Raw genomic sequence first — 17,622 nt, forward strand, 5'->3', positions numbered from 1 at the left:
TTGACACCTCCGCCTCCTGCCGCGACACAGCGGCCATGACGGTCGCCCCTGACGCTCCCATACTCTTCTTCGATTCCGGCGTAGGGGGCCTGTCCATCCTCGCCCCGGCGCGCGCGGCGATACCGACCGCGCCGATCGTTTACGCCGCCGACAGCGCCGGTTTCCCCTATGGGACCAAGAGCGAGGCGGAAATCGCCGCGCGCGTGCCCGCCCTGCTCGGGCGCCTCGTCGAACGTTACCGCCCGCGCCTCGCTGTCATCGCCTGCAACACCGCCTCCACGATCGCGCTCCAGCATGTCCGCGCCGCGCTGGACATTCCGGTCGTCGGCACCGTCCCGGCGATCAAGCCCGCCGCCCTTCTCTCCAAAAGCCGCGTCTTCGGCGTGCTCGGCACCGACGCCACCGTGCGCCAGCCCTATGTCGACCGCCTCGCGGCCGAACATGGCGCGGACTGCATCATGTTGCGTCATGGCTCGGCGGCGCTGGTGCAACTGGCCGAAGCCAAGCTGCGCGGCGAAACGCTCGATCCTCAAGTCGCGCGGGACGCATTGGCAGGCCTGCTCGATCAGCCCGGCGGAGACCGGATGGATATGGTGGTCCTCGCCTGCACTCATTTCCCGCTGGTGGAACGGGAACTCGCCGCCGCCGCCCCGCATCCGATGGGCTTCGTCCATGGCGGCGAAGGCATCGCCCGGCGAATCGCTTTTCTGACCAAGGACCAGCCATGGCCCACGAAAGCGACGCCTGGTGTTGCGGTGTTCACGCGGGTCGATGCAAAGGTCGACGCATTGCGCCCGGCTCTGGCCGGTTATGGCCTCGAACGGCTGAACGCCCTTTGATCCGGAGGGGGTAGGCCATTTGTCCAATGGCCGATCACTGTGATCGCTATATTGAGACACCTATCTGCTTACATTGCGAGCGGTTATCGCTGGTAATGACGGGGTCGCGCGGTTAAACGCGGCAGCGTGGGAAGAGGATGCGCAGCGACACGCAACGGCGCGCGGGCAAACGGGAAGAAGCGTAGTGAACTACAAACATATCTTTTCGCAGGCGATCGACCGTCTCCACGAAGAAGGTCGCTATCGTGTGTTCATCGATATCCTGCGCAATCGTGGGTCTTACCCCAACGCCCGCTGCTTCCACGGCCATAACGGCCCCAAGCCGATCACCGTCTGGTGTTCCAACGACTATCTCGCCATGGGCCAGCATCCCAAGGTCGTCGCCGCGATGGAAGAGGCGCTGCACGATGTCGGCGCCGGTTCCGGCGGCACCCGCAATATCGGCGGCAACACCCATTATCATATCGATCTGGAAGGCGAACTGGCCGACCTGCACGGCAAGGAAGCGGCGCTGCTCTTCACTTCGGGCTATGTCTCGAACGAAGCGACGCTCTCCACCCTTGCCAAGCTTCTGCCCGGCTGCATCATCTTCTCCGACGAACTGAACCACGCCTCGATGATCGCGGGCATCCGCAATTCGGGCTGCGAAAAGCGGGTCTTCCGTCATAATGACGTCGATCATCTGCGTGAGCTGCTGGCCGCCGAAGACCCCGAAGCGCCCAAGCTGATCGCCTTCGAAAGCGTCTATTCGATGGACGGCGACGTGGCGCCGATCGCGGCGATCTGCGACCTGGCCGACGAGTATAATGCGCTCACCTATCTGGACGAGGTCCATGCCGTGGGCATGTATGGCGCGCGCGGTGGCGGCATTTCGGAGCGTGACGAGGTCGCCGACCGCCTCACCATCATCGAAGGCACGCTGGGCAAGGCGTTCGGCGTCATGGGCGGCTATATTGCGGCGGACCAGATGATCGTCGATGTGATCCGCAGCTACGCGCCCGGCTTCATCTTCACCACCTCGCTCTCGCCCGTATTGGTTGCAGGCGTGCTGGCCAGCGTGCGCCACCTGAAGGCGTCGAGCGAGGAGCGCGAAGGCCAGCAGGCATCCGCCGCTCTGCTCAAGCGCCTGATGGCGGAGGCGGGCTTGCCCGTCATGCCCTCGGTCACGCATATCGTGCCGCTGATGGTCGGCGACCCGGTCAAGGCCAAGCGGATCAGCGACATATTGCTCGCCGAATATGGCGCCTATGTGCAGCCGATCAACTATCCCACCGTCCCGCGCGGCACCGAACGCCTGCGCTTCACCCCCGGCCCGGCCCATGACGAAGCGATGATGCGCGATCTGGTGTCGGCGCTCGCCGAAATCTGGGACCGTCTGGAACTGGAAAAGACCGAGCGTCGGGCGGCCTGAATCCAGGCGACCAGGATTCGGTCAGGGGCGCATCATGCCGGCGCGCAACGCATATCCGCGATAGAGCGATCGGCAATTAGGCAAGCCGCCCACAGCTAGCGCCGTCCGCTGGACCGCCGGTGCCAGATCGGCCCGCGGCGACACATGGAATTGCGCCAGCCAGCCAAATAGGGCGCGTTTCCACAGCGTCGGCAATTCGTCCTGCTGCCCGAAATCCACAATCTCCAGCTTGCCGCCGGGCGCCACGCAGCGCATCGCCTGCGTCAGCGCCTCTTCCCAGTCCGGGATCATCGACAGCGTGTAGCTGATGAACACGCGATCGAAGCCGGCCCGCCCGAACAGTGCCTCCGCATCGAACCCACAGGCGTCCCCCTGCGCCAGCGTCACCCGATCCGCCAACCCGGCCTTCGCCACGCCCGCCCGTGCCGTCTCCAGCATCGCCTCGCTGATGTCGACGCCATAAAGCCGCGTGCCCGGCCAGGCCTTGCCCACTGCGATCAGGTTGCGTCCGGTGCCGCAGCCAATCTCCAGCACGGTCCCGCCCGGCGGTGGAGCAAGGTCGGCGATCAGGCCATCGCGCCCCAGCAGATAATATTTGCGTGTCAGGTCGTAGATGTGCCGCTGGTAGCGATAGACCCCGTCCATCAGCCCCTTGTGATCGCTCACCGCGCATCCTTCAGCACATAGAGATGAACGCCGCCATAGATGGCCGACCGGTCGCGCGCGGTATAGTCGAGCGACTCGTCCGCCCGATAATCCCAGCGATCCAGCACATCCTCAGCGACCCGCCCCGGCAATATGCTGGGTTCCCCCGCCGTGCGGAACAGCACGCGCGCGCCGGGTTTCGCGGTCCGTGTGATCTGATCCCAAAGCGCGTTCAGTTGCTCGTCGTCCATCCAGTCCTGCGCGTCGAGCAGGATATAGCGATCGCACGAAGCTGCCGGCTGGCTGGCGAGAAAATCGGTAAAGTTGATATGCCGCACATCCACACGGCTCGCCCGCGCCCGCACCGCTTCATGGTTGGTCGCCTGCAGATAAGGCGGCAACGGCCCTTCGCCACCGGCATACCCCCGGCCAAAAGCCTGCACCGCGAAATAATTGTCCTTCAGGTCGAAGTCGCAGGCCAGTTTCTTCAGCCGCGTCTTCAGCACGCTGTCCATCCGGTCGTCGCCGGCCAGCGCCTCGAACTGGGCGGGCGGGATGCCGAGGCCAAAGAGCGACGCCGGCTGGCTGGTCAACCAGCGCACGAAGCCCTTGTCGAAGATCGGCGCCAGTTCCCGCTCGAAGATTTCGCGCTGCTCTTCGCGGCTCTGGGCATCCAGCATCCGCTTGGGATTGACGCCATGCAGCCTCGCCAGCAGATGCGCCGCGCCGATGAAGCGGCCGAGCAGGCCATGTTTGTAGATACCGCGCGCGAAACCGCCGATCCGCCGCCGCCCGATCAGGTCGCGCCCTTCCCAGTAACGCCGGGTCGCCTCGTCCAGTTGCGGCGCCACGACGTCGCGATAGGCGGCGATATTGGCCTTATTGTCCGCCTGAGCGAAAAAGCGGTGGAAGGCCGCATGGTCGGGCAGGCGCTGCGCCGCCATCAGCTTCAGCCGGTTGAGCGCGATATGCGCGGTGTTGAGATCGACCGCCGTGATCTTCGCCGGATCGGCGGTCAGATAGCTCAGCACATTGCAGCCGCCCGACGCGATCGTCACGACATGGCTATCGGGCGTGATCGCCAGCGCCTCCATGTCCACCGCCGGGTCTTCCCATATCTGGGCATAGACCAGACCACGAAAAGCGAAGGTGAAGGCGCGCTCCAGCAGCCCCTGCTTCGACAGATGCCGGTGGCGATGCACCGCGCTGGTGATTTTCCGATGGCCAGTCTTTTTCTGATGACCAGTCTGATCCGCTGTCGCTGCCATGGCTGCACTCCTCGCTGCCGGGTCGTTCCGGCGCGGATAGGGCAATGGCATGTCGCGGGCATGACGGGCGCGTTACGCCATGATGACGGCCTTCCGGGAAATCGCCTTGCGGAACCGGGGCGCCCTCTCCCATCTTGTGCAGATATGGCCCACTGGATCGAACCTCACCCGACCGGCATCTATGTCCGTCCTGCCGATGCCTGGATCGATCCGTCGCTACCGCAGGAGCGCGCGCTGGTCACCCACGGCCATGCCGATCATGCGCGTGGCGGCCACGGCCATGTCTGGGCCACGCGGGAGACGCTGGCGATCATGGCTCTGCGCTATGGCACCGCCAGCGGTACCGCGGTCGGCTATGGCGAGGAGGTGCGCATGGGCGGCGTCACCCTTTGCTACGTCCCCGCCGGTCATGTGCTGGGATCGGCCCAGATCGTGCTGGAGCATGGCGGCGAGCGGGTGGTGGTGACTGGCGATTACAAGCGTCGCCCCGATCCGACCTGCCTGCCGTTCGAGCCGGTGCCCTGCGACATCTTCGTGACCGAAGCGACCTTCGGTCTGCCCGTCTTCCGCCACCCGGATACCGGCAGCGAGATGGACCGGCTGCTCGCCGCGCTCCACGCCAACCCCGATCGCTGCGTGCTGGTCGGTGCCTATGCGCTGGGCAAGGCGCAGCGGGTCATCTGCGAACTGCGCGCGCGCGGCCATCATGATCCGATCTACATCCATGGCGCGATGGAACGGATGTGCGCCCTCTACGAAGAGTTCGGCGTCGCCATGGGCGAACTGCGCCCCGCGACCGGCGTCGCGGCCAAGGAGATGCGCGGCCACATCATCCTGTCGCCGCCGTCCGCGCTCAACGATCGCTGGAGCCGCCGTTTGCCCGATCCGATCACCGCCATGGCGTCGGGCTGGATGCGGGTGCGCCAGCGGGCGCGGCAGAAGAATGTCGAACTGCCGCTGGTCATTTCAGACCATGCCGACTGGGACGAACTGACGGATACGATACACGAAGTCGCGCCGAGCGAAACCTGGATCACCCATGGCCGCGAAGAAGCCCTTCTGCACTGGTGCATGACCCACCAGATTCGCGCCCGCGCCCTGGCGCTGGTCGGCCGCGAAGATGAGGATGAGGGGTGATGCGATCGCACACCCCACATCCGTTCGGTTCGAGCCTGTCGACACCCCTCACACAACGGTTCTCGACGGGCTCGAACCGAACGGGGGCAGAATAATGAGGCAATTCTCCCAACTCCTCGACGGTCTCGTCTACACCCGTTCCCGCAACGGCAAGCTGGACCTGATCGCCGCCTATATGCGCGACGCGCCCGATCCCGATCGCGGCTGGGCGCTCGCCGCGCTGACGGGCAATCTCGATCTCAAGGCCGTCAAATCCTCCGCCATCGGCGAGATGATCCGCGCCCGTACCGACCCCGTCCTCTATGAAATGAGCCGCGACTATGTCGGCGACCTTGCCGAAACCGTCGCCCTGCTCTGGCCCAAACGGGACGACCAGCCCGCCGAACTGGACGACGGCTCGCTCAGCCTGTCCGCCGTGATTGATCGCCTCCATGGTGTCAGCCGCGCCGCCGCGCCCGACACCCTGGCGCAGATGATGGATCATCTCGACTCCTCGGGCCGCTTTGCGCTGCTCAAGCTCGCGACCGGCGGCCTGCGCGTCGGTATCTCCGCCCGCCTCGCCAAAACCGGCTTCGCCCAAAGCTTCGACCTCGACGTCGACGATGTCGAACAGGTGTGGCACGCCCTCGCCCCGCCCTATACGGCCCTGTTCGACTGGGCGGAGGGCCGCACCGGCCGCCCGGACCCGGAAGGCACGCCCTATTTCCGTCCCTTCATGCTCGCCCATCCGCTGGAGGCCGACAGCGTCGACCTCACCGACTATGCCGCCGAATGGAAATGGGACGGCATCCGTATCCAGATCGTCGGCACCGGGGGCGAAACACGTCTCTACAGCCGCGCTGGCGACGATATTTCCGGCAGCTTCCCGGAAATCGCCGCCGCCTTCACGGGCCACGCCGTCCTCGACGGCGAACTTTTGGTAAAGGGGGAGGTCCAGGGCGCCGCCGAACATGGCGGTGCCGCGGCCAGCTTCAACGCCCTGCAACAGCGCCTCGGCCGCAAGGCGGTCAGCGCCAGGATGATGGAGGATTACCCCGCCTTCGTCCGCCTCTACGACCTGCTGATCGAAGGCGACACCGACCTGCGCGCTTTGCCGTGGACCGACCGCCGAGCGCGGCTGGAAGCCTTCATGCCCGGCCTCGACCCGAACCGCTTCGATCTGTCCGCCGTCATCGATGCCACCGATTTCCAAGCGCTGGCCGATATCCGCGCGGGCGCCCGCGACGCCGCGATCGAGGGCGTCATGCTCAAGCGCCGCGACAGTCCCTATGTCGCCGGGCGCAAGGCCGCGCTCTGGTATAAATGGAAGCGCGATCCCCTGACCGCCGACTGCGTGATGATGTACGCCCAGCGCGGCCATGGCAAACGCTCCTCCTTCTATTCGGACTATACGTTCGGCTGCTGGACTCCGGATGGCGAATTGCTGCCGGTGGGCAAGGCCTATAGCGGCTTCACCGACGAAGAGTTGAAATGGCTCGACCGTTTCGTCCGCCAGAATACGGTCGCCCGTTTCGGCCCGGTGCGGGAGGTCGAAAAGACGCTGGTGCTGGAAGTCGCGTTCGACTCGATCCATGACAGCAAGCGCCATAAATCCGGCCTCGCCATGCGCTTCCCCCGCATCGCCCGCATCCGCAAGGATAAGCCCGCGCAGGAAGCCGACACGGTGGAGGGGTTGAAGAAGTTGGTGAGTTAGCGCAGGATGGATCAAAAGGAGAACGGATATGCCCTATACCGGAAGCTGCCATTGCGGCGCCGTGACCTTCAGCGTCGCGGCGGACGCGCCCAGCGAAGCTATGACCTGCAACTGTTCCCATTGCAGCCGCAAGGGCTTCGTCCTGACCTTCGTGCCGGCGGATCAGTTCACGCTCGATAGCGGCGCGGACGAACTGAACGACTATCTCTTCTACAAGCACGCGATCACGCATCAATTCTGCAAGACCTGCGGCACGGAAGCGTTCGCGCTCGGCAAATCGCCCAACGGCCCGATGCGCGCGATCAACCTGCGCTGCGTGCCGGCGGTCGATATCGACGCATTGACGATCAACAAGGTCGACGGCGCCAGCTTCTGACAGTCTGACTTTGCGCTGTCACGTGACGTCCCTATATGGGCGCTTTCGCGCGTCGGGCGCGACCATAGTGATGGAGCAGTTGAATTGAGCAAGGTTCTGGTCATCGGCGCAGGCGGCGTCGGGTCTGTCGCGGTCCACAAGATGGCGATGAACAGCGATATTTTCAGCCATATCACGCTCGCCAGCCGCCGTCTCGTCAGTTGCGAGAAAGTCGCCGAATCGGTTCTGGCGCGCACCGGCGTGACCATCGACGTGGCGCAGGTCGATGCCGATAATGTCGAGGAAACCATCGCCCTCATCCAGAAGGTGCAGCCCAAGCTGGTCGTGAACCTGGCCCTGCCCTATCAGGATCTGGCGATCATGGACGCCTGCCTGGCCACGAAGACCGACTATCTGGACACCGCCAATTACGAACCGCGCGACACCGCCAAGTTCGAATATAGCTGGCAATGGGCCTATCAGGAGCGTTTCAAGGAGGCGGGCATCATGGCGCTGCTGGGTTCCGGCTTCGATCCCGGCGTCACCAGCGTCTTCGCGTCCTACATCAAGAAGCATCTGCTCGACCGGATCGACACGCTCGACATTCTCGATTGCAACGGCGGCGACCATGGCCAGCATTTCGCCACCAACTTCAACCCGGAAATCAACATCCGCGAAGTGACCGCCCCGTCGCGCCACTGGGCCCATGGCGAATGGGTCGAAGGCCCGGCGCTCAGCCACAAGCAAGCCTTCGATTTCGATCAGGTCGGCGAAAAAAACATGTACCTCATGTATCATGAGGAACTGGAAAGCCTCGCCAAATTCTATCCGGAAATCAAACGTATCCGCTTCTGGATGACCTTCGGCGACGCCTATTTGAAGCATCTCGAAGTGCTCCAGAATGTCGGCATGACCCGGATCGATCCGGTCATCTACAATGGCCAGGAAATCATCCCGCTCCAGTTCCTCAAAGCCGTGCTGCCCGAACCGTCGAGCCTGGGGTCGACCACCAAAGGCAAGACCAATATCGGCGACATCGCGACGGGCGAAAAGGATGGCGAAGCCAAGACCGTCTATGTCTATCAGGTGTGCGACCATGAGGACGCCTATGCCGAAACCGGCAATCAGGCGGTCAGCTACACCACCGGCGTCCCCGCGATGATCGGCGCGGCGATGATGCTGACCGGCGCGTGGAAAGGGGAAGGCGTGTTCAACATCGAACAGTTCGATCCCGATCCCTTCATGGACATGCTGAACAAGCATGGCCTGCCCTGGCAGGTGAAGGAACTGGACGCGCCACTGGCCTTCTAAAACTGTGTCATCCCAGCGCAGGCTGGGATCTCTCTTTTCTTCTGTGGCGCCACAAAGAAGTGAGACCCCAGCTTTCGCCGGGGTGACGGCGCGGCAGGATGGAGTATTACCCCATGGAAACCCGCGCCGGCGATCCCGCCGCCTTCGCCCGCTTCGACCTCTACCGCGTCCCCTCGCCCGCCTTCGTGGTGGATGAGGCCGCGGTGCGGCGGAACCTTGCCGTCCTGCGCGACATAGGCGATCGTGCCGGCATCAAGGTCTTGGGCGCGCTCAAGGCCTTCTCCATGTGGTCGCTTGGGGGCGTGCTGGGCGAATATCTCGACGGCGTCTGCGCATCGGGCATCTACGAAGCCCGCCTCGGTCGGGAGGAGTATAAGGGTGAGGTCGCCACCTACTGCGCCGCCTACAAGCCAGACGATCTGGCCGAAATCCTCAAAATTTCCGACCATGTCATCTTCAACAGCCCGGGCCAGATCGCGCGGCTCAAGCCCGTGATCGACGCCGCCCGCGCGGACGGCCGCATCTTCGACATCGGCCTGCGCCTCAACCCTCTCCACCCGGAAGGGGAAGTGCCCAAATATGACCCGTCGCAGCCGCACAGCCGCCTCGGTTTCCCGGTAAACCAGTTACGGCCGGAGCATCTGGAGGGGGTAGACGGCCTGCACGTCCACAATCTCTGCGAACAGGATTTTGAGCCGCTGGCCCGCACCTGGGCCGCGATCGAACCCTATGTCATGCCCCATGTCGGCGGCCTCAAATGGCTGAACTTCGGCGGTGGTCACCATGTCACCCGCGCCGATTACCAGATCGACGACCTCATCGCCTTCTTACAACAGGTGAAAGCGCAGACCGGCCTCACCCTCTATATCGAGCCAGGCGAGGCTATGGCGCTGGACGCGGGCATATTGATCGGCGAAATCCTCGACGTGATCGACAACGGGATGCCCGTCGCCATCACCGACATCAGCGCCACCTGCCATATGCCCGACGTGATCGAGGCGCCCTATCGCCCCGCCATGCTGCATGAGCCGGACGAAGGCGCGGTCACCCGACTCGGCGGCCCATCCTGCCTGGCTGGCGACATCATCGGCGACTATCGAGTCCCCGGCGGCGCGGAGCCGGGCGCGCGCATCGCCTTCCTCGATCAGGCCCATTATTCGATGGTGAAGACCAACACCTTCAACGGCGTGCCCTTGCCAGCCATCTGGCTGTGGCACTCGGAAACCGATGAACTCAAGGAAATCCGCGCCTTTTCCTATAGCGATTTCAAGACCCGTCTCTCGTAACGCACGTTTCGTAGCCTCCTGCGCAACAAAATTTTCACATGCGCTTTACAGGGGGGACCCCTCCGCATATATCGACCGTCCGCTGCCCCATGGGACTTCCACCGCAAGGCAGCTTTTCGCCCTGAACTACACTGGAGGTCCCTTGAATTGCACAAGCATCCTAGCGCGCTGGGGGTAGCGACCACCCTCAAACCGGCAGCACCGGTAACGCTGATTCGCCCCGAAGCCGCTGCTCGGGCCGCCCGATTCTTCGTCGAGAAGTTTCCGGGTCGCTCGCTCTATGCGGTCAAGGCGAACCCGTCACCCGATCTGATCCGCACGCTGTTCGCCAACGGTGTCACGCATTTTGACGTGGCGTCGATCGCGGAAGTGCGGCTGGTCGCCGAAACGCTGGCGGGCGAAGAGGGTGTCAAACTCTGCTTCATGCACCCGGTCAAGGCCGAAGAAGCGATCGCGGAAGCCTATCATCGCTACGGCGTGCGCACCTTCTCGCTCGACACGATCGACGAGTTGGACAAGATCATGCGCGCCTGCGACGATGCGACCGATCTGGAGCTGTGCGTGCGCCTGCGCGTGTCGTCAGAACATTCCGAACTTTCCCTCGCCTCCAAGTTCGGCGCGGAACTGGGCGAAACCCGCGAATTGCTGATGGCCACGCGTCAGGCGGCCGATGCGCTGGGCATCTGCTTCCATGTCGGAAGCCAGGCGATGAGCCCGCAGGCCTATAGCGATGCGATCGAACGTGTCCGCGCCGCGATCGTGGACGCAGCCGTCACGGTCGACATCATCGATGTCGGCGGCGGCTTCCCGTCCATCTATCCGGGCATGGAGCCGGTCGCGCTCGAAAATTATTTCGAAGCGATCCATCGCGGCTTCGAAAGCCTGCCGGTCAGCTATTCGTCGGAACTGTGGTGCGAACCCGGCCGCGCGCTGTCGGCGGAATATAGCTCGATCATCGTGCGCGTCGAACGCCGTCGCGGCACCGAACTCTACATCACCGACGGCGCCTATGGCGCGCTGTTCGATGCCGCGCATATCGGCTGGCGCTTCCCCGTCGCGCTGCTGCGGGAAGAGGAGAGCGAGGAGGAACTGACCGCCTTCTCCTTCTACGGCCCGACCTGCGACGACATGGACCATATGGTCGGCCCGTTCATGCTGCCGGCGGACGTGACTGTGGGCGACTATATCGAAATCGGGATGCTCGGCGCCTATGGCGCGGCGATGCGGACCGGGTTCAACGGCTTCACGTCGGAAGCCACGATCGAGGTGGAGGACGAGCCGATGGCCAGCCTCTACACCGAAGTCGTGCCGGTCCGCCGTCGCGCAAACGTCATCAAGCTGGGCTAAACCGACTCCGGTTCCCCGGAGAGGATGTCTGTTCCCGGCCAGCCACGAGCCGGAACATAGAGAAACTGCCAATCCCTCGCCGCTCCCCCCTCGCGGCGAGGGATTGTCTTATCTGCGGAAGATGCCGACCAGTTCGACATGGGTCGTCCAGCGGAACTGGCCCACCGGCTTGACACTGTCGAGCCGATAGCCGGCCGCCGTCAGATGCGCCGCATCGCGCGCGAAGCTTGCCGGATTGCAGGACACATAGGCGACGACCGGCACGGCCGACGCCGCCAGTTGCAACACCTGCTCGCGCGCGCCCGCTCGCGGCGGATCCAGGATCACTGCGGCAAAGCGGTTCAACTCTTCGGGGGTCAGCGGCCGCCGGAACAGGTCGCGATGATCTGCCGCCAACCGTCGTTGCGCCCGCCCGGCCGCGAGCTTGAGCGAAAGGATCGCATCCCGCGCGCCCTCGCCGGCATAAACCGGACGCCCGTCGCCCAGCGCCAGCGCAAAGGTGCCAAGGCCGGCGAACAGATCGGCGATCGCCCCCGTCTCCGGCAGCGCATCGCGCACCGCGCCGACCAGCGCCGCCTCGCCATCGGGCGTCGCCTGCAGGAAGGCGAAGGGCGGAAAACCCACCGGCACGCCGCCGAAGCTGATCGTCGCCGCCTCCGGCTCCCAGCGCGTTTGCGCGCCATCGCCCTCATCGATGGTCAGCCGCGCCAGCCCGTGCGCCCGCGCAAAGTCGCCCAGCGCCTCGTCCGCCGCCAGCCCCTCGACCTTTACCCCCTCCAGCAGCAGATCGACGCCCTGGTCGACCAGCGACATCTTCACATGCGCAGCCCGTTTATCGGGCAGGATCGTCGCCAGCAGCCCCCGCAGCGGCGCCACCAGAGCGAACAGCCGCGGATCGAGCACCGCACACATCTCCAGGTCGATCAGCCGGTGACTGCCCCCCTCGGCAAAGCCGATGGTCACGCGCTTGCCCGCCCGCGCGGCCCGCAACGCCGCGCGCCGCCGCGTCATCGGCGGGGAGATATGGGGCGGCAGTACGGTAACAGGCACCACGCCCTGCCCCGCCAACGCGCCGGTCACCCGCGCCGTCACGAAATCTGCATAGCTTACCTCGTCCAGTTGCTGGATCTGGCACCCGCCACAAGCCGGGAAATGAGTGCAGGCCGGATCGACATGATGCGGTCCGGCGATGACGAACCCACCGGGGCCGATCCGGTCGCCCGGTGCGGTCAGCGGGAAATGGCGGCCGTCGGCCGTGATGCCATCGCCCTTGGCGGCGATGCGGATGATGATGTCTAGATCGGTATCTGTCACAATCGCGCGGCGATAGCCGCTGGCAGCGCGCCAAGCAAATCATCCGCGACAAAGGCCGGCCCGGCCCGCCGCGCCGCCTCGCCATGCAACCACACCGCCTCGCACGCCGCGCGAATGGGATCGCCCGTCGCCGCCAGCCGCCCGGCGCACAGCCCCGCCAGCACATCGCCGGTCCCCGCTGTCGACAGCCAGGTCGAAGCGCCCGTCGCTACCGCTGCTCGCCCGTCCGGCGCGGCGACCACGCTGTCCGCGCCTTTATACACCACGACCGCATCCGATTGTCGTGCCGCGACCAGCGCCCGATCGATCTTGCTGCCGGGCAAGTCCCCGAACAGCCGCCGGAACTCGCCCTCATGCGGCGTCAGGATCGCGCCCGCAGGAATGGCGCGCGCGCCCTCTCCGCCCAGCAAGGTCAGCGCATCGGCGTCCAGCACCAGAGCATGACCAGCGTCCATCGCCGCCGCCAGCCGCGCCCGGCCATCGGCGTCCCGCCCCAGTCCCGGCCCGACCAGCACGACGTCGATCCGTTCGTCCGCCAGCGCCTCGCCGATCCCCTCGGGCGCTTCGATCCGCAGATTGACGACGGCGTGCGGGCCGACGATCGGTCGATCGACAGCAAAGCGCCGCACCGACCCCGCCCCGGAATGGGCCGCCGCGATGCTGGCCAGCAGGCTAGCACCCGGCATCGCGCCACCGACCACCGCCACCAGGCCGCGCGTATATTTATGCGCGTCGGCCGCCGGCGCCGAAAGAATGGGCGCGCCCAACCGATGCACTGCGCTCGACACCGTTATGCCTATATCCGCCAGCACCAATCGCCCGCTATGCCCCGCCGCCGGTTGCAACATATGCGCAGGTTTGCAGGCGCCCAACGCGATGCAGGTGCCGAAACGTGGCACGGCGGACAGGATCGCGCCGCTATCGGTCTCGACCCCGCTCGGCAGGTCGATGGCGTGGCTGACCGCCGCCGTGCCGACCAGCGCACAGAGCCGCGCCGCCACGGCATCGTCCAGCCCGCGCGTCAGCCCGGTGCCGAACAGCGCATCGACCAGTTGCGTCGCCGGCGCGGCGGTCATCATATCCTCGACCGGTCCGCCCCATGCCGCCCGCGCACGCTGACCCGACACGGTGCGGCTTTCGCCCAGGGCCGCTACCCGCACCGGCGCACCTCGGTCGCGCAATATCCGAGCGATGACATAGCCGTCGCCGCCATTATTGCCCGGCCCGCACAATATCAGCGCATCGCGCCGATGCCCAACCCGCCAGATGATCTCCGCCGCCGCCGCGCCCGCCGTCTCCATCAATCCATAGTCGTCGATGCCCGCGTCGAAAGCCGCCTGCTCCGCCGCGCGCATCTGCGCGGCCGTCAGGATCGGCCCGCCGGTCATCGCCCGGAACCGGCGATCCGCGCCGGCAGCCGATAGCGATCGTCGCCCGTGACGACTTCTATCCGCTTGTCGTCCAATATGCTCAGCGTCGCCGCCTCCGCGCCATCGGCCGCCTCCAGCCCGCGCCCGTCCGCCAGCACGCGAAAGCGCCGGAAACCACCATCAGGATGCCGGAGCGTCAACATGGCGCCGACGCGCTCGACCAGGCAATCGCGCGCCCACGCGTCCGACCCCGCCAGCGCGCAATCCGCCTTGCCGTCATCGACCGGAGCCGCATCCGCCACAGCACCGGACTGGTTCCCGGAAGAGGGCGCCTCCCGACCGCAGCCCGCCAGCAGCACCAGCACCGCCAATGCTATGCCGCCCCATATCATGCCAATCGGCTCCTGCATGCCAGCACCGCCGGTCCCAATATCGACGCGAAGCGCGCTTGCCCCTCGGCATCACCGACCAGATCCTGCCGCATCTCCACGGCCAGATAGGGGATGCCATTGGATTCGGCATGGCGGTTCATCGTCGCATTGAGCAATGTACCGGCATAGGGCAACTGGTCGCCGACCTTCAGCCCCGCCGCCTCCAGCAAGGGAATCGCGATCCGCCCGGCGCGATCGTCCTGATTGTAGAGCACACCGATATCCCATGGCCGCTGCTGCCCCGGATCGCTCGCCAGCAGGGGCGTAAAACTATGAACCGACAGGATGAAGGGCGACCCCATGCCCTCCAGCAGCGTCGCGACCCGATGATGATAGGGATGGTGAAAGCGCATCATCCGGTCGGCCAGATCCGCATCGCGGTTGCCGGGGATCGCATGGCCATCGCTCATCACCGGCAGCAGGCCCGGCGCGTCCTCCTCGCGGTTGAGGTCGATCACCAGCCGCGACACGCCGCCCAATATCGCGGTGCAGCCCAACTGCCCGGCCAGCAACCGGCTGACTTCCGCCACGCCGATGTCGATCGCGATATGTTCGCGTAGCAACGCCGGGTCGATACCCAGTTCGATATCGTCCGGCACATGGGCTGACGCATGATCGCCCACGATCAGCAGATCCAGTCCGCCGCCGTCAATCTGATTATAGGCTTCGCTCATGCGCTCCTGATCCGCGTTTCCATCACCCACCAACCGGGATTGGCTTGCCGCACCGCCTGCGCCGCCGCCGCCAGAGCGCGATCGCTACGAAACAGCGCAAAGCAGGTCGCGCCCGATCCCGACATCCGCGCCAGCAGTAGATCCTCCTGCACCGCCAACATCGCCAGCACATCGCCAATGACCGGCGCGATCGCCAGCGCCGGCGCTTCCAGATCGTTGCGCGCCCCGTCGCGCAGCGCCTCCAGGCTGGACCCGTCGAGCGGACCACGATCCACCCGGTCCCAACCGGCGAATATCTGCGCCGTCGACACGCCGACGCCGGGATTGACCAGCAGCATCGGACATCCCTCCAGCCCGTCCACGGCATGGCGCGCCAGCCTTTCGCCGCGCCCCCCGACCATCTGCGTCACGCTGGCGACACAGGCCGGCACGTCCGATCCCAGGTCCAGCGCCAGCCCCGCCAGCTCCCCGGCCTCGATCCGCACATCCCACAATTGCGCCAGCAACCGCAGCGTGGCCGCCGCATCCGCCGACCCGCCGCCGATACCGGACGCCACCGGCAGATATTTGGTCAGCCGTATCGCCGCGCCGCGCTGCTCGCCCAGATAGGCCTGCAACGCCCGCGCCGCCCGCACCACCAGATTGTCCGCATCCGCGCCCAGCGCCGCCCCGAATGGCCCGTCGATCGCCAGGTCGATCGCGCCATCGTCGGTCGCCTGTCCCTGCAACCGGTCGCCATGCTCCGCGAAGACGAACAGGCTCTCCAGAGCATGATAGCCATCGTCGCGCCGCGCCCGTACATGCAGCGCGACATTGACCTTGGCATAGGCGATCTCGGTGACGGGCGCATCGACCAGCCCGATCTGCGCGTCCATTTTCCCGTCAGGGTGCGGCATATTCGGGCCTCATCCCCATCTTGCGCTTCGCCGCCAGCCGCGTGGCGACGTCGCCCTCGGCAAAGACCGACGCGGCCGCCCAGGCGTAACGCGCCTCATACCGCCGCCCCGCAACCCACAGAGCATCACCCAGATGTTCGTTGATCGTGCTGTCGGTCGGCGCCGCCGCCGCCGCGCGCTCCAATACCGGCACCGCCGCGTCGACATTGCCGGTCACGAACTGCGCCCAGCCCAGCGAGTCGGTGATCGACGCATCCTGCGGCTTGAGCGCGCTCGCCTTTTTGAGCAATTCCAGCGCCGCCTCGACATTCTGCCGCCGCTCGATTTGCGCATAGCCCAGATAGTTGAGGATCACCGGCTCATTGGGCGCGATCTTCGCCGCACGTTCCAGCACCGCACGCGCCTCGTCCCATCTTTTGCCCTGTTCCAGCGCGCTGCCCTCGAACAGCAGCAGCGTCCAGGGCAACTGGTCGCCTTCATAGCCGGCCTGTGCCGCCCGGAACGCCGTCGCCGCACCGTCGAAATCCTGCTTCTGCGCCAATAAACGCCCCAACCGCACCTGCCGCTCCGCCTCCGCGCCCGGCTCCGCCGCCTGCACGCGGGCCAGCGCCAGCGCGCCATCCATGTCGCCAGCCGCCGCCAGCGCGTCGATCAGTTCGGCCTGCGCGAGGGCGCCATACCAGCCATTGGCCGGCACCATCCCCGCTTCGGCGACGCCGCCCGCCGCATGGCCCTGCGCCGTCAGCAACCGGGCCGACACGATGTGGATTTCCGGACCGTCGGGATCGGCGAAGGTCGCGATCCGCGCCAGCCGCAACCCCAGCGCCGAACCGCTGGAATCGGACGACACGTCGACCGCCAGCCGCGCCAGCAAGCGCGCAAAGCCCTGCGCCGGCGTCGTCGCCGCGCCCGCCGCCTTCAACCCCTTGCCCTTTTCGATGTCGGCGCGCGCCCGCGCGAAGCTGGCGCTGCCGACCGGCAACAGGGTCAAGGCCTCCGCCTTCGCGCGCCGCGCCGCGAATTGCCCGGCAAAGGCGAGCCGCAACGCCGCGCCATCGCCACTGCGCACGGCCAGCGCCCGCCGCGTCGCTGGCGCCGCCGTCGCCAGATCGCCGCGCGCCAGCGCCTGCAACGCCATATGCTCGTCGGCATAGCGCAAACCCAGCGCCGCGAACCGATCCTTGCCGTCGATCACCGGCGGCGCATATTGCCCCTCGCCCAGCGATATCCAGCTACGGACGATGGGCGTGAGGAAAGCGAAATTGCCTTCCTCCAGCATCCGGTCGGTCAATGCGCGCGCGCTGGCCCAATCCTTGGCCGTCAGCGCTTCACCGATCAGCAGCAGCGTGCCGTCGCGCGGCAGCGCCCCCGCCCGGTCCAGCAACGCGGCCGACTGCCGCGCCAGCAACCGGTCCCCGCTCTCCAGCGCCTGCACATAGGATCGCCGGGCGATCTCGATCCGCGCCGGGTCTTGTTTCAGCGCCTCGCGATAGCTGGCGACCGCCAGCCCCAGCGCGCCGTCCCCGTCCGCCATTCGCGCCCTCGCATAGGCATGGAGCGCGCCATTTCCCACCATGGCGGGATCGACCGACGCCCCCGCCATGGTCGGAACCATCGCCGGGGTCGTCAGCATCAGCAACAGGGT

Annotated in this window: 16 protein-coding genes; 8 read left to right on the forward strand and 8 right to left on the reverse strand. The window is 66.0% G+C overall.

Going from position 1 to position 17,622, the window contains the following annotated elements:
• The first annotated feature begins 35 nt into the window (after positions 1-35).
• Together murI and hemA are read left to right on the forward strand one after the other, a co-directional pair.
• Positions 36-839 carry a glutamate racemase gene (gene murI / locus SBA_RS12575; RefSeq protein WP_261934686.1) on the forward strand — a complete coding sequence of 268 codons (804 nt, stop codon included), beginning with the start codon at positions 36-38 and terminating at the stop codon, positions 837-839.
• A gap of 184 nt (positions 840-1,023) precedes the next feature.
• The gene (hemA, locus tag SBA_RS12580; RefSeq protein WP_261934687.1) at positions 1,024-2,250 is read left to right on the forward strand and encodes a 5-aminolevulinate synthase; all 1,227 of its coding nucleotides are present in this window, start codon (positions 1,024-1,026) and stop codon (positions 2,248-2,250) included.
• 21 nt (positions 2,251-2,271) lie between these two features.
• On the opposite strand, the gene SBA_RS12585 is transcribed toward hemA, so the two are convergent.
• Positions 2,272-2,916: a class I SAM-dependent methyltransferase gene (locus SBA_RS12585; protein ID WP_261934688.1), complete on the reverse strand. Its 645-nt coding sequence runs from the start codon at positions 2,914-2,916 to the stop codon at positions 2,272-2,274.
• Entirely contained in the window at positions 2,913-4,163 is a 1,251-nt protein-coding gene (locus SBA_RS12590) for a DUF3419 family protein (RefSeq protein ID WP_261934689.1), read from the reverse strand. Before SBA_RS12590 ends, SBA_RS12585 begins: the two co-directional genes overlap by 4 nt.
• Positions 4,164-4,307: 144 nt before the next feature.
• Here SBA_RS12590 and SBA_RS12595 point away from each other — a divergent pair, with 144 nt between their 5' ends.
• The 6 genes from SBA_RS12595 (at position 4,308) to SBA_RS12620 (ending at position 11,292) form a co-directional block, all read left to right on the forward strand.
• Complete coding sequence (locus SBA_RS12595) at positions 4,308-5,300, forward strand: ligase-associated DNA damage response exonuclease (protein ID WP_261934690.1); 993 nt, start codon at positions 4,308-4,310, stop codon at positions 5,298-5,300.
• A 94-nt stretch (positions 5,301-5,394) separates the two neighbouring features.
• Positions 5,395-6,993, forward strand: a complete 1,599-nt coding sequence (locus SBA_RS12600) for a cisplatin damage response ATP-dependent DNA ligase (protein WP_261934691.1) — start codon at positions 5,395-5,397, stop codon at positions 6,991-6,993.
• Between the two features lie 28 nt (positions 6,994-7,021).
• A complete protein-coding gene (locus SBA_RS12605) occupies positions 7,022-7,369 on the forward strand; it encodes a GFA family protein (RefSeq protein ID WP_261934692.1) in 348 nt (115 codons plus the stop codon).
• Positions 7,370-7,453: 84 nt separating this feature from the next.
• On the forward strand, positions 7,454-8,659 hold the full coding sequence (locus SBA_RS12610) for a saccharopine dehydrogenase family protein (protein ID WP_261934693.1): 1,206 nt from the start codon (positions 7,454-7,456) through the stop codon (positions 8,657-8,659).
• Positions 8,660-8,772: 113 nt separating this feature from the next.
• Positions 8,773-9,945, forward strand: coding sequence for a carboxynorspermidine decarboxylase (locus tag SBA_RS12615; RefSeq protein WP_261934694.1), 1,173 nt, complete (start codon positions 8,773-8,775; stop codon positions 9,943-9,945).
• 147 nt (positions 9,946-10,092) lie between these two features.
• Entirely contained in the window at positions 10,093-11,292 is a 1,200-nt protein-coding gene (locus SBA_RS12620) for a type III PLP-dependent enzyme (RefSeq protein ID WP_261934695.1), read from the forward strand.
• Between the two features lie 108 nt (positions 11,293-11,400).
• Here the strand turns inward: SBA_RS12620 and SBA_RS12625 are convergent, their stop codons facing one another.
• Genes SBA_RS12625 through SBA_RS12650 form a run of 6 tightly spaced genes read right to left on the reverse strand, consistent with a single transcriptional unit; the run spans position 11,401 to position 17,610 of the window.
• Positions 11,401-12,606 carry a class I SAM-dependent RNA methyltransferase gene (locus tag SBA_RS12625; protein WP_261934696.1) on the reverse strand — a complete coding sequence of 402 codons (1,206 nt, stop codon included), beginning with the start codon at positions 12,604-12,606 and terminating at the stop codon, positions 11,401-11,403.
• Positions 12,603-13,994 carry an NAD(P)H-hydrate dehydratase gene (locus SBA_RS12630; protein WP_261934697.1) on the reverse strand — a complete coding sequence of 464 codons (1,392 nt, stop codon included), beginning with the start codon at positions 13,992-13,994 and terminating at the stop codon, positions 12,603-12,605. The genes SBA_RS12625 and SBA_RS12630 overlap by 4 nt, the downstream gene beginning before the upstream one ends.
• Positions 13,991-14,386, reverse strand: coding sequence for a hypothetical protein (locus SBA_RS12635; protein WP_261934698.1), 396 nt, complete (start codon positions 14,384-14,386; stop codon positions 13,991-13,993). The genes SBA_RS12630 and SBA_RS12635 overlap by 4 nt, the downstream gene beginning before the upstream one ends.
• Complete coding sequence (locus SBA_RS12640; RefSeq protein WP_261934699.1) at positions 14,365-15,081, reverse strand: N-formylglutamate amidohydrolase; 717 nt, start codon at positions 15,079-15,081, stop codon at positions 14,365-14,367. Before SBA_RS12640 ends, SBA_RS12635 begins: the two co-directional genes overlap by 22 nt.
• On the reverse strand, positions 15,078-15,977 hold the full coding sequence (locus SBA_RS12645; protein WP_261934700.1) for a 4-(cytidine 5'-diphospho)-2-C-methyl-D-erythritol kinase: 900 nt from the start codon (positions 15,975-15,977) through the stop codon (positions 15,078-15,080). Before SBA_RS12645 ends, SBA_RS12640 begins: the two co-directional genes overlap by 4 nt.
• The gene (locus SBA_RS12650) at positions 15,964-17,610 is read right to left on the reverse strand and encodes a tetratricopeptide repeat protein (RefSeq protein ID WP_261934701.1); all 1,647 of its coding nucleotides are present in this window, start codon (positions 17,608-17,610) and stop codon (positions 15,964-15,966) included. The genes SBA_RS12645 and SBA_RS12650 overlap by 14 nt, the downstream gene beginning before the upstream one ends.
• Positions 17,611-17,622 lie beyond the last annotated feature (12 nt).

Origin of the sequence: Sphingomonas bisphenolicum (genome assembly GCF_024349785.1) — a bacterium.
Classification (GTDB): Bacteria; Pseudomonadota; Alphaproteobacteria; order Sphingomonadales; family Sphingomonadaceae; genus Sphingobium; species Sphingobium bisphenolicum.

What these genes read in the sequence shown, in the direction of transcription:
- murI (WP_261934686.1), top strand. Translation starts at nt 36, where the DNA reads ATGACGGTCGCCCCTGACGCTCCCATACTCTTCTTCGATTCCGGCGTA.
- SBA_RS12590 (WP_261934689.1), bottom strand. Translation starts at nt 4,163, where the DNA reads ATGGCAGCGACAGCGGATCAGACTGGTCATCAGAAAAAGACTGGCCAT.
- SBA_RS12595 (WP_261934690.1), top strand. Translation starts at nt 4,308, where the DNA reads ATGGCCCACTGGATCGAACCTCACCCGACCGGCATCTATGTCCGTCCT.
- SBA_RS12600 (WP_261934691.1), top strand. Translation starts at nt 5,395, where the DNA reads ATGAGGCAATTCTCCCAACTCCTCGACGGTCTCGTCTACACCCGTTCC.
- SBA_RS12605 (WP_261934692.1), top strand. Translation starts at nt 7,022, where the DNA reads ATGCCCTATACCGGAAGCTGCCATTGCGGCGCCGTGACCTTCAGCGTC.
- SBA_RS12615 (WP_261934694.1), top strand. Translation starts at nt 8,773, where the DNA reads ATGGAAACCCGCGCCGGCGATCCCGCCGCCTTCGCCCGCTTCGACCTC.
- SBA_RS12630 (WP_261934697.1), bottom strand. Translation starts at nt 13,994, where the DNA reads ATGACCGGCGGGCCGATCCTGACGGCCGCGCAGATGCGCGCGGCGGAG.
- SBA_RS12635 (WP_261934698.1), bottom strand. Translation starts at nt 14,386, where the DNA reads ATGCAGGAGCCGATTGGCATGATATGGGGCGGCATAGCATTGGCGGTG.
- SBA_RS12640 (WP_261934699.1), bottom strand. Translation starts at nt 15,081, where the DNA reads ATGAGCGAAGCCTATAATCAGATTGACGGCGGCGGACTGGATCTGCTG.
- SBA_RS12645 (WP_261934700.1), bottom strand. Translation starts at nt 15,977, where the DNA reads ATGCCGCACCCTGACGGGAAAATGGACGCGCAGATCGGGCTGGTCGAT.
- SBA_RS12650 (WP_261934701.1), bottom strand. Translation starts at nt 17,610, where the DNA reads ATGCTGACGACCCCGGCGATGGTTCCGACCATGGCGGGGGCGTCGGTC.